General features: G+C 41.1%; 15 protein-coding genes. 9 read left to right on the top strand and 6 right to left on the bottom strand.

The annotated features are described in order from the left end of the window. Positions 1 to 102: 102 nt before the first annotated feature. Positions 103 to 1201 (top strand): peptide chain release factor 2 gene (gene prfB, locus J1N10_RS04165; RefSeq protein ID WP_262325416.1). Its coding sequence is split into 2 segments (ribosomal slippage): positions 103 to 165 and positions 167 to 1201, totalling 1098 coding nucleotides; the frame shifts between segments, so codons are not numbered across the junction. A 192-nt stretch (positions 1202 to 1393) separates the two neighbouring features. Continuing rightward, on the top strand, positions 1394 to 1735 hold the full coding sequence (gene arsC / locus J1N10_RS04160; RefSeq protein ID WP_262325415.1) for an arsenate reductase (glutaredoxin): 342 nt from the start codon (positions 1394 to 1396) through the stop codon (positions 1733 to 1735). A 117-nt stretch (positions 1736 to 1852) separates the two neighbouring features. Here the strand turns inward: arsC and J1N10_RS04155 are convergent, their stop codons facing one another. Continuing rightward, positions 1853 to 2857: a DUF4097 domain-containing protein gene (locus J1N10_RS04155; protein ID WP_262325414.1), complete on the bottom strand. Its 1005-nt coding sequence runs from the start codon at positions 2855 to 2857 to the stop codon at positions 1853 to 1855. Between the two features lie 193 nt (positions 2858 to 3050). Here J1N10_RS04155 and J1N10_RS04150 point away from each other — a divergent pair, with 193 nt between their 5' ends. From J1N10_RS04150 to pheS, 5 genes are all read left to right on the top strand, one after another. Further along, the gene (locus J1N10_RS04150; protein ID WP_262325413.1) at positions 3051 to 3404 is read left to right on the top strand and encodes a hypothetical protein; all 354 of its coding nucleotides are present in this window, start codon (positions 3051 to 3053) and stop codon (positions 3402 to 3404) included. Positions 3405 to 3425: 21 nt separating this feature from the next. Then, positions 3426 to 4241 carry a peptidylprolyl isomerase gene (locus J1N10_RS04145; protein ID WP_262325412.1) on the top strand — a complete coding sequence of 272 codons (816 nt, stop codon included), beginning with the start codon at positions 3426 to 3428 and terminating at the stop codon, positions 4239 to 4241. A gap of 127 nt (positions 4242 to 4368) precedes the next feature. Further along, entirely contained in the window at positions 4369 to 5172 is an 804-nt protein-coding gene (locus J1N10_RS04140) for a peptidylprolyl isomerase (protein WP_262325411.1), read from the top strand. Positions 5173 to 5208: 36 nt separating this feature from the next. After that, positions 5209 to 6489, top strand: coding sequence for a peptidylprolyl isomerase (locus J1N10_RS04135; RefSeq protein ID WP_262325410.1), 1281 nt, complete (start codon positions 5209 to 5211; stop codon positions 6487 to 6489). Positions 6490 to 6622: 133 nt separating this feature from the next. Next, positions 6623 to 7645 carry a phenylalanine--tRNA ligase subunit alpha gene (gene pheS, locus J1N10_RS04130; RefSeq protein ID WP_262325409.1) on the top strand — a complete coding sequence of 341 codons (1023 nt, stop codon included), beginning with the start codon at positions 6623 to 6625 and terminating at the stop codon, positions 7643 to 7645. 110 nt (positions 7646 to 7755) lie between these two features. On the opposite strand, the gene J1N10_RS04125 is transcribed toward pheS, so the two are convergent. Continuing rightward, entirely contained in the window at positions 7756 to 8172 is a 417-nt protein-coding gene (locus J1N10_RS04125; protein ID WP_262325408.1) for an OsmC family protein, read from the bottom strand. A 112-nt stretch (positions 8173 to 8284) separates the two neighbouring features. Between J1N10_RS04125 and J1N10_RS04120 the strand changes: the two genes are divergently transcribed. Then, the gene (locus J1N10_RS04120) at positions 8285 to 8992 is read left to right on the top strand and encodes a Crp/Fnr family transcriptional regulator (RefSeq protein ID WP_212192049.1); all 708 of its coding nucleotides are present in this window, start codon (positions 8285 to 8287) and stop codon (positions 8990 to 8992) included. A 70-nt stretch (positions 8993 to 9062) separates the two neighbouring features. On the opposite strand, the gene J1N10_RS04115 is transcribed toward J1N10_RS04120, so the two are convergent. Next, positions 9063 to 9851, bottom strand: coding sequence for a LarC family nickel insertion protein (locus J1N10_RS04115; RefSeq protein ID WP_262325407.1), 789 nt, complete (start codon positions 9849 to 9851; stop codon positions 9063 to 9065). Between the two features lie 111 nt (positions 9852 to 9962). Beyond that, complete coding sequence (locus tag J1N10_RS04110) at positions 9963 to 10643, bottom strand: DUF2461 domain-containing protein (protein ID WP_262325406.1); 681 nt, start codon at positions 10641 to 10643, stop codon at positions 9963 to 9965. 170 nt (positions 10644 to 10813) lie between these two features. Here J1N10_RS04110 and J1N10_RS04105 point away from each other — a divergent pair, with 170 nt between their 5' ends. Then, the gene (locus J1N10_RS04105) at positions 10814 to 11515 is read left to right on the top strand and encodes a 2-C-methyl-D-erythritol 4-phosphate cytidylyltransferase (protein ID WP_262325405.1); all 702 of its coding nucleotides are present in this window, start codon (positions 10814 to 10816) and stop codon (positions 11513 to 11515) included. An 85-nt stretch (positions 11516 to 11600) separates the two neighbouring features. Here J1N10_RS04105 and ahcY read toward each other — a convergent pair whose 3' ends face one another. Beyond that, positions 11601 to 13004: an adenosylhomocysteinase gene (ahcY, locus tag J1N10_RS04100; protein WP_262325404.1), complete on the bottom strand. Its 1404-nt coding sequence runs from the start codon at positions 13002 to 13004 to the stop codon at positions 11601 to 11603. Positions 13005 to 13117: 113 nt separating this feature from the next. Beyond that, positions 13118 to 14047, bottom strand: coding sequence for a bifunctional riboflavin kinase/FAD synthetase (locus J1N10_RS04095; protein WP_262325403.1), 930 nt, complete (start codon positions 14045 to 14047; stop codon positions 13118 to 13120). Positions 14048 to 14204: the final 157 nt, after the last annotated feature.

Here is a 14204-nt window from a genome sequence, read left to right as displayed (position 1 = left end):
TTCAATTTCTCAGTTCTACCATTCCACAATCAACTTCCGTCCTCCGTCTTCCGTCCTCAATTTGGCAAACTATTACTACCTTTACGTCCTTAATTATAGACAATGATTACACAAGAAATACTTAAGGATTTAGCAGGACGCGAGTTAGCGTTAAGGAGGTATCTTTGACATCGACCGAAAAAAGGTTGAGATAGAAGAAGAAGAAATGCGCTCGCAGGCTCCCGACTTCTGGGACGATGCCAAAAAAGCCGAGCAACAAATGAAAAAGCTGCGCGAGCTTAAAAGCTGGGTGAATGACTACGAAGAAGTGGCTTCAGCCGTTGAAGATTTGCAGGTTCTGTTTGATTTCCACAAAGCCGGTGAAGCCGATGCCGAAGATGTGGATGAACAGCATCGCTTAACCTCAGAGCTTATTGAAAGCCTGGAGCTTAAGAACATGTTGCGTCGCGAGGAAGATAAGATGGGAGCTGTGCTCAAAATTAATGCCGGTGCTGGTGGAACCGAGAGTCAGGACTGGGCAGAGATGTTGATGCGCATGTACATCCGTTGGGGCGAGTCGCATGGTTACAAGATGAAAGAGGTTAACTATCAGCCGGGCGACGATGCCGGTATCAAAACCGTTAGCCTTCAGTTCGAAGGTGACTTTGCCTATGGCTACCTGAAGAGTGAGAATGGTGTGCACCGTTTGGTGCGACTATCGCCGTTTAATGCAGCCAACAAGCGAATGACGTCCTTCACCTCTGTTTTTGTTATCCCTTTGATTGATGATTCCATCGACATCGACATCAACCCCAGTGATATCACCTGGGAGACATTCCGATCGGGCGGTGCCGGTGGTCAGAATGTGAACAAGGTAGAAACGGGTGTTCGCTTACGACATGCCCCGTCGGGCATTGTGATTGAAAACACTGAGTCGCGCTCGCAGCTGGGCAACAAGGAAAATGCCATGCGCCTGCTTAAATCACAATTATATGAGATTGAGCTGCGCAAAAAGCTGGAAGAGCAGAATAAAGTGGAGTCGCAGAAAAAGAAGATTGAATGGGGCTCGCAAATTCGTTCGTATGTGATGCAGCCATACAAATTGGTTAAAGACGTGCGCACCAATCACGAAACATCCAATGTACAGGCGGTGATGGATGGCGACATCGATGGCTTTATCAAAGCTTACCTGATGGAATTTGGGGGTCAGGAAGTTTTTTAATACATCCCCCTCTCCCTTCGGGTATCTCCCCAAGGGGAGAACTATTGCAACCGAACCACAGCTTCCCCTTGGGGCTGTGCCGTTAGGCGATGGGGGAATAATAAATTACGATGTTTGTAAAAAACGATGTAATTTGCAATGAAAGTAATAATAGACTAGCTTCTGGTCTCTAACAGCTAAAAACTAAATAATATGATTAAAATATTACATAATCCAAGATGCTCAAAAAGTAGAGCAGGTGTCACTTTGCTTGAAGAAAAAGGCGTAGAGTTTGAAATTATCAAATACCTTGACGACCCGTTAACACCAGATGAACTAACAACCGTTATTGAAAAGCTGGGTATCCGCCCTTTAGAACTTGTTCGTAAAAACGAAGCGGATTACAAAGAGGAATTAGCTGATAAAGAATTATCGGATGAGGAATGGATTTTGGCCATGGTGGAGAATCCGCGCTTGATTGAACGTCCGGTAGTTATTAATGGCGATAAAGCTGTTATTGGCCGGCCTGTTGAAGCCATTGATAGCATTCTATAAATAGAATATTCAGATAAAAAATAACCGCTTAGTGAACGAATCGCTAAGCGGTTTTTATTTTAAAAATCACCGGACAAACCTTCCCAAGAAACTCCACCCGGTGAAAGAACCGTTTCTTTATCTGTACGACTGACTACCTGAACTACTGTTACCGGTAATTTTAATAGGACCACGATCAATAACCAGATTTTTGCGTCCGCTACTACCTTTAGCATTCAAACTTCCTGAAGACGCTTTTAATGCAAAGCTCAACTCTTCGGTATCGTTCGTCAAATCCATTGACACACTGCCCGATGAGGATTTAAAGTTTGAATTACCAGTTAACTTGATATTAGTACCACGTTGACTACCACTTGTTGTCGACAAGTTAAGTGCACCTGTTACACCGTTTAAACTCATACCACCTGATGATGTTGCACCACGCACATCACCTCTTACATCATTAATTTTAATACTACCGGATGAAGCCTGTGCATACAAATTAGAACCAATAGTATGGATGGATTGGCTTCCTGAAGAGGTGGTTACTTCCGCTTCACCTTTCACCTCATTTACTTTTATACTACCCGATGAAGCTTTAGCTTTCAGGCTACCACCAATGCCTTCGTGGCGCTGACTTCCCGATGAAGTCGTTGCGCGAGCGTCTCCTGAAATATCACTTAATGAAATACTGCCTGATGAGGCCTGGGCCGTAATATTTGAATCAATATTCATGGCACGGACGCTTCCGCTCGAAGCTTCCAGCTTCACCACCACCTGACCAATATCGCTCACGCTAACACTACCACTCGAGTTATCAACATCAATATTCGTATTGCTTGGCACACTAAATTCCAATTTACCTTTTACATTTCGCAAACTATTAGGACGATCAATCCAAACACGCAAAGTACCACCGCTCATATTATGGCGTATTTTAATATCGTATTTATTTGAACCAATTACTTCGCCGGTAAAATGAACGTCATTGCCGTTTCCTCCAACAATATTTACCGAACAAAAAGAGCCTTCAACTTCAACCGCTGTCACATTATTATAGGTCTCATCAACCTTATCAATAACATCCTGGGCCTGAACACATGACAACAACACCAAAGTCGACATCACAATTAATGAACTCATTTTTTTAAATTTCATCATAGCATATTTTTGGGTATAACAATCTTTTAATAGGGCTTTAACAGCCTCTGAAAAATAGGACGCTCAAATTCTTTAAGAAGTTACACATAATAGTAAAAAAATCAACCATTTATTAATTACGCTGTTTGCTTACCAAACAACTTGTGCATTACAAGTGATTGATTAATTTTGAAACATGGCAGAAATGACAGCAGAAGAGTTTGAACAAGAATGGGATAAACTGGTACTGAAAGTGAGCAAACACTTTAAAGTCAGTGCAGAATACGAATTTATCCTGTTTGTAACAGGCATACAGGAAATGGGCTGGGGATTAAGAGAATTTTCAAAGACCGAAAAGATGGATTTAATTAATGTAGCACGATGTCGCATTCTGGTTCGACAAGGTTATATTAAAGAAACTGGCATTGATGCCGAAGGCTTTCCCATCTTTGAAGCATCACGCAAACTAAAATCCATGATGCCCTCATTTCAGAATCAACTCATTAAAAAAGGGTTGATTGACTATTTTAAAACCGTTGAATTCGCATAATGACAACTAATAAATAAAACGATGAAGTATTTATTATCCATGGCCGTGGCCCTTGTTTTGCTTTCGGCTTGTAGTACCCAACCCAAAGAAGGCATCCTATTATTGATGGAAACATCAAAAGGTGACATGAAAATTAAATTATATGATGAAACACCTCAACACCGTGATAACTTTGTGAAGCTGGCCGAACAAGGTTTCTACGATTCATTGTTGTTTCACCGGGTGATTAATGAATTTATGATTCAGGGAGGCGACCCCGAATCGAGGGGTGCTGAACCTGCAAAAATGCTTGGCAATGGAGGCCCGGGTTATCAAATCCCTGCCGAGATTAACTACCCAACACTTTTCCATAAAAAAGGAGCATTAGCAGCAGCTCGTACAGGCGACAACGTTAACCCCGAACGAAAGTCATCGGGTTCGCAATTCTACATCGTGCAAGGTAAAACCTATAACGATGAAGGTTTTGCCTCGATTGAAAAGCGTTACGAAGACATGAAACGTCAGCAACTTTTCTATAAAACACTGGAAGAATATAAAGATACTTTACAAGCAATTCAGCAGACTGGTGACCAAAAGACCTTTATGGACATGCGCGTGCTGATTGAAGAAGAAGTAGAGAAAAAACTAGCCAATGAGCCAAAACAGACCATTCCTGAAGAGCTAAAAGAAGTGTACAGCACTATTGGCGGTGTACCACACTTAGACGATAACTACACTGTATTTGGCGAAGTTGTGGAAGGATTGGAAGTGATTGATGCGATTGCCGGTGTTGAAACGGGACAAGCCGATCGCCCACGCGAAGATGTGTATATCATCAAAGTAAAGGTGCTGAATTAGATTTAGAAAACATCTAAAATATATCCGGTAGTAACATAGTCACTACCGGATTTTTTGTTTCAAAGCCTCTCCTTCAGGAAACTCACTAACTATTAACTATCTTGCAATTCCAAAAACAATTTTACCAATGCAAAAAGTAGTATTCCTCCTTTTAAGTCTTCTTATTGGTTCGACGGCGATGGCGCAAGAACCAGTTTACTATGTCAACATTTCAACAAACATGGGCACGATGAAGGTGAAGCTTTACAACGAAACACCCAATCACCGTGATAACTTTTTAAAATTGGTTGAGGAAAAGCACTTTGATGGCACCTTGTTTTACAGGGTTGTTAAAGGCTTTGTGATTCAGGGAGGTTCTTCCGATTCGCGTAATGCAGCACCGGGTCGGGCCATTGGATATGGTAAAGCCATCAACATTGACGCCGAGTACCACGACAACTGTTACCATAAGAAAGGAGCTATATGCGCACCGCGCCAGCCCGAAGAGGTTAACCACTTTAAGATGTCGGATATTTCGCAGTTTTATGTGGTACAGGGACGAAAGTACTCCAACGAAGAACTGGATATGATAGAGAAAGCCACAAATAACCCCATCAAAATTGAACTGAAGAAACAATATTATCTGCCCCATAAAGAAGAACTGGCCCGTTTAAAAAAAGAAGACCCTAAAGCATTTAATAAACTCTTGCGCGAAATAAAAGACAAGATTAACTTTCACTACAGCATCTCTGATAAAGTAGAATTTACCGAGCAACAACGTCAGGTTTATTCGACTATTGGTGGCACACCTGAGTTAGATGGCGATTACACTGTATTTGGCGAAGTTGTGGAAGGCCTGAGCGTCATCAATAAAATTGCCGCTTTGCCTGTTGATAAGCACAACCGTCCACGCACCGATGTGAAGATTAAAGTGAGTATAGTAACTCAATAATATCAAAACTCAAGATTTAAGACACAAGATATTTGCATGATGCCAAAAACGCTTTTCTACATTACAATCATATTTGTGCTGATAAGCTGCCATAACAAATCGAGCCAAAACAAACAAACGGTTGATACCTTTAAAGGCTCTTATAAGGACAATGTTAAAAGCATCGTCAGCCTCCGAACGTTTGACCATTACACCCGTCGCCTCGAAGATAGCTACGGCTTTTATGTGGCTCCGAACCTAGTTGTAACCAATCTGAGTTTTATACAAGGTGCCGCTAAGGTCAAAGCTTCTCCAATGGATTTAGAAGACTTCTCACTGGTACAAGGCTTTGTAGCTTATGATATTAATCTGGATTTGGTCTTACTTAAAGTCGCCCGACGCAATTTAAATTACCTGCGTTTAGACGAGGCGACTTTCAAAGCCGACTCCGTTTATCAGCTCTATCGTAAAAACAGAAAGCTATACGTTTACAATGATGTTTGCGCTGAGTTAAGTTATAATGACAGCTTATCGTTTAAAAATTATGAAGGCGATTTCAAACCGGGTAAACCTGTGTTCGCTAACAGTCATCGTCTGGCAGGGTTGGTGCAGGAACAAGACGGCCAAAAACGCATTTTGGAATCAAAATGGATTAAGCAATTGCTAATTCAGCAGGAGAAAACACCGAAATCAATTTACGACTTGCGAAACAAAAGCAACAAGGTGTATATCTCGCACACTAAAGTCGCAGGCTTTCGTATTAAAACTACGATGGGCAATATCGAAATAGCCCTTTCTGACAAAACACCTAAGTACCGTGATAACTTTATCAAGCTGGTGAGCGACCACTTTTACGATAGCCTTTTGGTACATCGTGTGATAAAAGATTTTCTGGTTCAAACAGGGGCGGCCGATACTAAATACGCCAAAAAAGATGACGTTGTTGGTTGGCAAGGTCCGGGTTACACATTGAAAATGAACATTCAACCCGACCTCTTTCACAAACGTGGGATGATAGCTGCCTCCAAACTACCTGAAGATCGCAACCGACACAACCGCAGCGATGGCTCCCAATTCTATATTGTTGCCGGTCGTATCTTCAACAATACCGAATTAAACGATTTGGAAACTGAAAAAGGTATTAAATACACAGCCGCACAACGCAAAGCCTACACAACGATTGGTGGTGCACCCTATCTCGATGGCGATTACACAGTGTTTGGCTGGGTAACCAAAGGCATGGATGTAGTGGACCGCATGGCAGCTGTTAAAACCTATTCGGTTGATCGTCCGGTGGATGACATACGCATTCACACCATTGAGATAATTAAGAAATAGCCTATTCAACTGATGACTAACAAAATAATCTAATCGCCATCGGTTGAATTTTAAAAAGAATCTCAATAATCATCTGTCATACCAATCGTTTTATTAATTTTGCAAGTCGCTATATTAAAGTAATTAAACAATCATGTTAGATAGAATTAATCAACTAGTTGAAGAGATAAAAAGCCTGGCAGCTTCATCGGCTGAAGAGGCTGAGCAATTGAGAATTAAGTATTTGAGCAAAAAGGGTTTGGTTTCTCAGCTATTTGATGAGTTTAAAACAATTCCTAACGAGCAAAAGCGTGAAGTTGGTAAAGTGTTGAATGTGCTGAAAACACAGGCACTAGACAAAATCAACGAGCTAAAAGAAGGGTTTGCTTCCAATGGGCAAGGTGAAGTTGGAGCTGATTTAACCTTACCAGGTACCTCATTTGAATTAGGAAGCCGCCACCCATTATCGATTGTCAAGAACGAGATTGTTGAGATATTTTCACGCCTTGGCTTTACGGTATCTGACGGACCGGAGATTGAAGATGACCACCACGTGTTTGAAGCATTGAACTTCCCGCCAGAGCACCCTGCTCGCGATATGCAGGATACGTTCTTTATTGCCACTAATCCGGATGTATTGTTACGCACACACACCTCATCGGTGCAAGTGCGTGTAATGGAAAAGCAACAACCTCCAATCCGTTCAATTTTCCCTGGTCGTGTGTTCCGTAACGAAGCTATTTCAGCTCGTGCACACTGTATCTTCCACCAGGTTGAAGGATTATACATCGATAAAAATGTATCATTTGCTGACTTAAAGCAGACTTTATTATATTTCTCAAAAGAGTTATTTGGTGCCGATACCAAGATTCGTTTGCGTCCGTCTTATTTCCCATTTACCGAGCCATCGGCAGAGATGGATATCTCGTGCTCACTTTGTGGTGGAAAAGGATGTAACGTGTGTAAATACACAGGCTGGGTAGAGATTTTGGGTTGTGGTATGGTCGATCCGGCAGTACTTGAAGCCAGCAACATCGATAGCAACGAATACACTGGTTTTGCTTTTGGCATGGGTATTGAGCGTATCACCATGTTAAAATACCAGATAAAAGATATTCGCCTGTTCTTTGAAAACGATAAGCGATTCCTCGACCAATTTAAGTCGGCCGGTCAATAGTAGTAAACAACATGACATATATCAGAAAACCCTGTTCACAATGAGCAGGGTTTTCTTTGTTAATGATAGTTTAATACCAATAGTTTTGATGTTTAATAACATTTTTTAAACTATTCGATAACTTGTATTTCAGTTGTAACGGGTATAGCTTTTTTGTATAGAGCCGAAACACCGCAGTATTTTTCCTCTGACAAGTTCACTGCTTTTTCCAATTTATCCATTGGTAAATCTTTTCCCTTAAATTGATAAATCACGTGCATCTTTTCGTAATACTTAGGATGTTCCTCTGTCATATCACCCTCTACAATTATCTGTATATCTTCTACTTCCACACGCATCTTTTTTAAAATGGAGACGACATCCATACCAGTACAACCAGCCAAGGCCGTTAACATAAGTACCTTTGGACGTGGCCCTTTATCTTCCCCGCCATTTTCCTTACCAGCATCTAAAACTAATTTGTGTCCGAACAATTCGGTCTCCCAGGACATGTTACCTGTCCATTGAATTTTTGTTGATGTTTTCATGTATTAATATATTTAGATATTTGACACAATGTAAATATGTTACCTTTTTATATCTTTGTTCCAAAATTATGACATTTATCACTTTTTTATTCATTCAGTTGTTAGTCAAGTTATGAAAAATATTCAAAGTGTCCCTTTCAGCGACGAGGTAGATTTACTGTCGTACGAAATTTTCAGCGGTTTGACCGAAGAGGAACTCGACTCTTTGACGCAGTCCATGAGCTGCACCCTTCACAAACGTGGTAATATACTTTACCATGAAGGTAGCCGTATTAATGGCGCATATGTTGTGATTAAAGGGATATTGAAGATTTATAAGACCGGCTTTGATGGCAAAGAACAAATTATCCGATTTGCCAAAGACGGTGATTTAATTGGCTTTAGATCAGTTGTAAGTGACGAGTTAGCTTGTACCACGTCAAAAGTTGTCAATGATGCCGTTTTGTGCTATCTGCCATCTGAAGTGTTGACCAGCTTAATAAAAGTCAACCCTGAATTTGCCATGTCGCTAATGAAGCTAACATGCAGGGAATTAGGAGAATCAAATAAATTCCTAACAGATATTGCACAGAAAACTGTTCGTGAACGCCTGGCTGAAGTGCTTTTATTGTTGATGGATACCTTCGATTTGGATGAAGACAGCACGCTGCAGATTTCACTTACCCGCGAAGAGTTAGCCAACATGGTAGGAACAGCAACAGAATCGGTTATTCGCTTGCTTTCGGAGTTTAAGTCAGATAAATTGATTGAGTTGAATGGCCGCAAAATTAAACTGATTAATATACCTAAGCTGATTAAAATTGGTAACGTGTATATTTAATCGAGAAGCAAAAATTAAGTTAAGACATAAAAAATGCCTGAGTTCAGATGAGCTCAGGCATTTTTGCCTTTTATACTAACTGTATCTTTAGTGGAGGAATAGGAAAATCCTTTCCACCTCGTGAGGTTCCTTCCTTCTTTACTTCTAAACCGTGTTCGCTTACTATTTCACCTGATAAAGCCGCTAAAATAGCTGAACCTGTAGGCGTACTCAGCTCCTTATCAATTGGCCCCATTTGACCAGGTAAAGAATGTTTATCGAATATGATTTTAGTTGCTGGTGCCGGCACTGGTAAGTGACCATGTGAAAACGTAATATGACCGCCCCCAAAACTAACCGGAGCAAGCAGGTTAGCTTTTGTTGGAGCTCCTAACAATTGTAATCCCATAACTGCACCGGTGATGTCAATCAGGATATCTTGCGCCTCGTGCAAATAGGCATCTTCTTTATGCTCATGATGATGGTCTGTATCATCATGGTGGTGATGGTGATGCGCATGAATATGGTCGGTCAAAAACGTATTTTCTTTATGAGCCTTTATCTCGGCTTCAACCAGCACTTGCAAAGCCTTGAATCCGAAATCCTGATACTCTTTTTTAATCCCTAATTCTTCAAAAATTGCTTCCAATAAATGATAGGCTTTATGCCCTGATAGATGCCCATGGTGATGCTCAATAGCGATGTGCAAACGCAGGGCCTTATCGTGAGTTACTGAAGTACTAATTCGCGCATTACCAATTTTTTCAGCGGCCAAAGTCATGGCGTTGAGCATTTGGCTTTCATCAGCACCAGCCGAAATTAAAGCAGCAGCAAACATATCACCTGCTATACCGCCTGTTGGATCAATATATAGTTTCATAATTTAAAAGCTATTAGCTATCAGCTGTAAGCCGATGACTTGTTTTATCTTTAGAGGTTAGAAATAATACTCATGCATTCTAATGACCTAACGACCTCAACACCTTCTGACCTATAATATTATTTCATCTTCCTCGGCCGTGATGCCACGGTTGATAAAGGTATTGTGGGGCTCCAGTGTATGAATAATATGGCGAATATGATTCACGGCTTTGCCCCCCATCATTTCTTCATCAGTAGCTGCATGAACGGGAGCAAAAGATTTGTATTTAAGTAGCTCAATGTCTTCAAAATCCTTCGGAAATCCTTTGGGTGCCATCTTTAATTTATCTTCGTACATTTCAGGAAACACCTGTGTAAATGCCTTATCATAAATGATGGCCTTATACTCATCCGCAAAATTATAAATCTCACGACGAATGGCTTTTAAGACATCCGATGGAGGACAATAACTGCCGCCAGCCACCATGCAATCACCTGGCTCCACGTGCAAATAATAGCCGGCCAGCAAACTTTTGCGACCTCCTTTGGCAACAAATCCACCCATATTGGTTTTATAAGGTGTCTTATCTTTTGCAAAACGAGTATCGCGATAAATGCGGAACACACATTCTTTGGGCGTTAATTCGCCCACTGTTGGATCAGCCTCGTGAACGATATCAATAAACTGCTGCATTGATGCTTCGAAAGATGCTTTAGCTTCATTATAAAAGGCTTTATTCTCGTGAAACCAATCGCGATTATTATTCGCTTTCAATTGACTTAGAAAATCAAAAACTATTGGGTTAATCATACTATAAGCGTTAAGTGATGTTCATGCAAAATACAAAATAAGATGGATAAAGTATCAAGATTCAAGACTTAAGACAAAAGACGAAATCTAAAACCAAATGCTTGTGATATTAGTGGAAGCACCTTAAATTTGATGCAGGGAAAAAATTAAAAACGTTGACCCATGAACGAATGACAAACTATGCAGTGATTGTAGCCGGCGGTAGCGGCACACGTATGGGAAGCTCTATTCCCAAGCAATTCCTACACATCAATGACTTGCCTGTCTTGATGCATACGATGAACACCTTTCACAATTTTGATGCTCATATAAAGCTCATACTGGTTTTACCCGAGAGTCAGATTGACTATTGGCAGCAGCTTTGCAAAGAGTATCAATTCCAAGTTAATCACCAAATAGCTAAAGGCGGTTCAACGCGCTTCGAGAGTGTAAAAAATGGCCTTTCACTCATTAAAGAACCCGCCCTTATAGGTGTTCACGATGGGGTGCGACCTTTTGTTTCGCCTGACACTTTAAAGCGTTGTTATCATCATGCCAAAGCACTGGGTAATGCTATCCCAGTGCTTGATGCCTTTGAATCCATTCGCCAGGTTGATGATGAATGTAGTAAAGCGCTTGACCGTTCAACTATTAAGCTGGTACAAACCCCACAAGTATTTCATTCCGATATCTTATTACCGGCATATAACCAGAAGTACACTTCACTTTTTACTGATGATGCGTCAGTGGTGGAGGCTTATGGAAAAACCATTCATCTTGTTGCAGGGAATCGCGAAAATATAAAGATTACCACACCTTTTGATTTGGTGCTGGCCGAAGCCTTTATTAAAGCAGGTTTTGAAGAAAGCGAAGAAGAAGAATTAGAAATTTAGTTTTACGATTATAAAGCGATAATAAGAAAGGCCTTAAGGTTTTTAAAAACCTTAAGGCCTATAAGTATATATCTACAACTACTTTCTAGTATCTGTAATGTTCTGGCTTATATGGCCCATCTGGACTAATGCCAATATATTCTGCCTGTTCGTCTGTTAAACGAGTCAATTTCACACCCAATTGCTCAAGATGCAAACGTGCTACTTCCTCATCTAAGTGTTTTGGAAGCGTGTATACACCAACTTCGTAATCGTTTTTCCAAATCTCGATTTGCGCTAAAGTTTGGTTAGTAAATGAGTTACTCATCACGAAACTTGGGTGACCAGTTGCATTACCAAGGTTAACCAAGCGACCGCGAGATAATAAGATGATGCTGTGTCCATCAGGGAACTCAAACTGGTCTACCTGTGGCTTAATGTTGATTTCCTTAATGCCCGGATAATTTTCCAACTTCTCAACCTGAATCTCATTATCGAAGTGACCAATGTTACAAACAATAGTCTGATCCTTCATAGCCGCCATGTGCTCAATAGTAATCACATCCTTGTTACCAGTTGTTGTTACCACAATGTTTGCTTCAGCTAAGGCATCTTCAACAGTCGATACTTCGTAACCTTCCATAGCAGCTTGTAAAGCACAGATTGGGTCAATTTCAGTAACGATAACACGAGCACCGAAACCACGCATACTTTGCGCACAGCCTTTACCAACGTCACCATAACCGCAAACCACAACCGTTTTACCGGCTACCATCACGTCAGTACCACGCTTGATACCGTCGGCTAAACTTTCACGACATCCATATAGGTTATCAAACTTCGACTTTGTTACCGAGTCGTTTACGTTAATAGCCGGGAATAATAACTCACCGCGTTCCATCATCTGGTACAAACGGTGAACACCAGTTGTTGTTTCTTCACTAACTCCTTTGATGCCATCAGCCACGTTTTTCCAACGCTGAGGATCTTCATTAAATGTGCGTTTCACCAAAGCCATCAACTCGCGGAAATCCTCACCTTCGCCGCTATAATCTGCGTCTAATATTTCAGGTTTGCTTAATGCTTCAACTCCTTTGTGAATCATTAAAGTAGCATCACCACCATCATCAACAATCATTTCAGGGCCAAGGCCATTACCGAAGTTTAAAGCCTTTTCGGTACACCACCAGTATTCCTCTAGAGTCTCACCTTTCCAGGCAAAAACAGGTACACCAGCCTGTGCAATAGCTGCAGCTGCATGATCCTGTGTACTGTAAATATTACAACTACACCAACGCACATCAGCACCCAACTCAACCAATGTTTCAATCAACACAGCCGTTTGAATGGTCATGTGTAACGAACCCATGATGCGAGCTCCTTTTAAAGGTTTCTCTTCCCCATATTTTGCGCGAAGTGCCATCAAACCTGGCATTTCTTTTTCTGCAATTAAAATCTCTTTCCTTCCGTAATCTGCCAGACTCAGATCAGCTACTTTATAATCAGCCATAACTGTTATTTTATTTTAAATGTTTTTCATGTAAAAAAGGACTACAAAAGTAGTAAAAATGTTTGAAAGCCAACAGCTGATAGCTTGTAGCTAGTAGCCTTTTACAAAAAGCCTTATGCAACAATAGCCCGAATGGTTTCTTCATCCTTTTTTAGCTGAGCCTTCAATTCATCCACATTGGCAAACTTTTGCTCATCGCGTACACGTTGGATAAACTCCAATTCAATTTCTTCGGAGTAAATATCTTTGTTAAAGTCAAATATATGCACTTCTAACGAACGATGATCCACATTGTGACTAACTGTTGGGCGAAAACCGATATTAAGCATGCCGCCATAGCGCTTACCTTCCACACGAACTTTAACCGCATAAACACCATCGGGTGGTATCAGTTTATGAGGCTCTTCCACCTCAACATTGGCTGTAGGGTAGCCAATACGTCGTCCCAACTGCTGACCACCAACCACACGACCCGTAACAGTATATTCATAACCCAATATTCGGTTGGCCGCTTTCATTTCGCCAGCCAACAAATGGTTGCGTATATCAGTTGAGCTGGTTTGCATGCCATCTGTCAGCACCGCTTCCACCATTGAGATGGAAAAATTGTATTGTTGTGCAAAAGCCTGATACTCTTCATAACTGTGCTGGCGACCTTTGCCAAATCGATGATTGTAGCCCACCATCAAATGATGGATATTGAGTTTGTCAATCAATATCTGCTGAATAAACTCTTCGGCTGTCAGGTTAGCCAACTCCAAAGAAAAAGGGATTAGGACGAGGTGATCGATGCCCAGCTGTCCAAACAATTTAGTCCGCTCTTCAGGCGAAGTCAGGAAACGCAGTTTATCAGCATCTTGTTTTAACACCATTCGTGGGTGCGGCCAGAACGTGATAACCACCGATTCGCCACCAACCGCTTCAGCTTTATCGGTTAATTGCCCCAATAACACACGATGACCTGAATGAACGCCATCGAACATGCCTATGGTGATAACGGGCTTATGGGCTTTAAATGTGGAAAAATCGGAATGTACTTTCACAGAAATTATTTTTCGCAAAAATACCATTTAAGATGCAAGAGTCAAGACAAAAGACTTAAGATTTATTAACCCATCCACGCACCTTTGGGGCGGCACTTCCCCTTATTCTCACGAAAAAACAGGAAGATGGTCATCGTACTAAACACTTTTTTGTCTT

The sequence above is a fragment of the Carboxylicivirga litoralis genome (genome assembly GCF_025499605.1).
Lineage (GTDB): Bacteria > Bacteroidota > Bacteroidia > Bacteroidales > Marinilabiliaceae > Carboxylicivirga > Carboxylicivirga litoralis.
This window is presented reverse-complemented; position numbering and strand designations above follow the sequence as displayed.

Coding starts and splice junctions, on each gene's coding strand:
- J1N10_RS04155 (WP_262325414.1), bottom strand. CDS start 2,857: ATGAGTTCATTAATTGTGATGTCGACTTTGGTGTTGTTGTCATGTGTT.
- pheS (WP_262325409.1), top strand. CDS start 6,623: ATGTTAGATAGAATTAATCAACTAGTTGAAGAGATAAAAAGCCTGGCA.
- J1N10_RS04120 (WP_212192049.1), top strand. CDS start 8,285: ATGAAAAATATTCAAAGTGTCCCTTTCAGCGACGAGGTAGATTTACTG.
- arsC (WP_262325415.1), top strand. CDS start 1,394: ATGATTAAAATATTACATAATCCAAGATGCTCAAAAAGTAGAGCAGGT.
- J1N10_RS04150 (WP_262325413.1), top strand. CDS start 3,051: ATGGCAGAAATGACAGCAGAAGAGTTTGAACAAGAATGGGATAAACTG.
- ahcY (WP_262325404.1), bottom strand. CDS start 13,004: ATGGCTGATTATAAAGTAGCTGATCTGAGTCTGGCAGATTACGGAAGG.
- J1N10_RS04140 (WP_262325411.1), top strand. CDS start 4,369: ATGCAAAAAGTAGTATTCCTCCTTTTAAGTCTTCTTATTGGTTCGACG.
- J1N10_RS04145 (WP_262325412.1), top strand. CDS start 3,426: ATGAAGTATTTATTATCCATGGCCGTGGCCCTTGTTTTGCTTTCGGCT.
- J1N10_RS04125 (WP_262325408.1), bottom strand. CDS start 8,172: ATGAAAACATCAACAAAAATTCAATGGACAGGTAACATGTCCTGGGAG.
- J1N10_RS04135 (WP_262325410.1), top strand. CDS start 5,209: ATGATGCCAAAAACGCTTTTCTACATTACAATCATATTTGTGCTGATA.
- J1N10_RS04105 (WP_262325405.1), top strand. CDS start 10,814: ATGACAAACTATGCAGTGATTGTAGCCGGCGGTAGCGGCACACGTATG.
- J1N10_RS04115 (WP_262325407.1), bottom strand. CDS start 9,851: ATGAAACTATATATTGATCCAACAGGCGGTATAGCAGGTGATATGTTT.
- J1N10_RS04110 (WP_262325406.1), bottom strand. CDS start 10,643: ATGATTAACCCAATAGTTTTTGATTTTCTAAGTCAATTGAAAGCGAAT.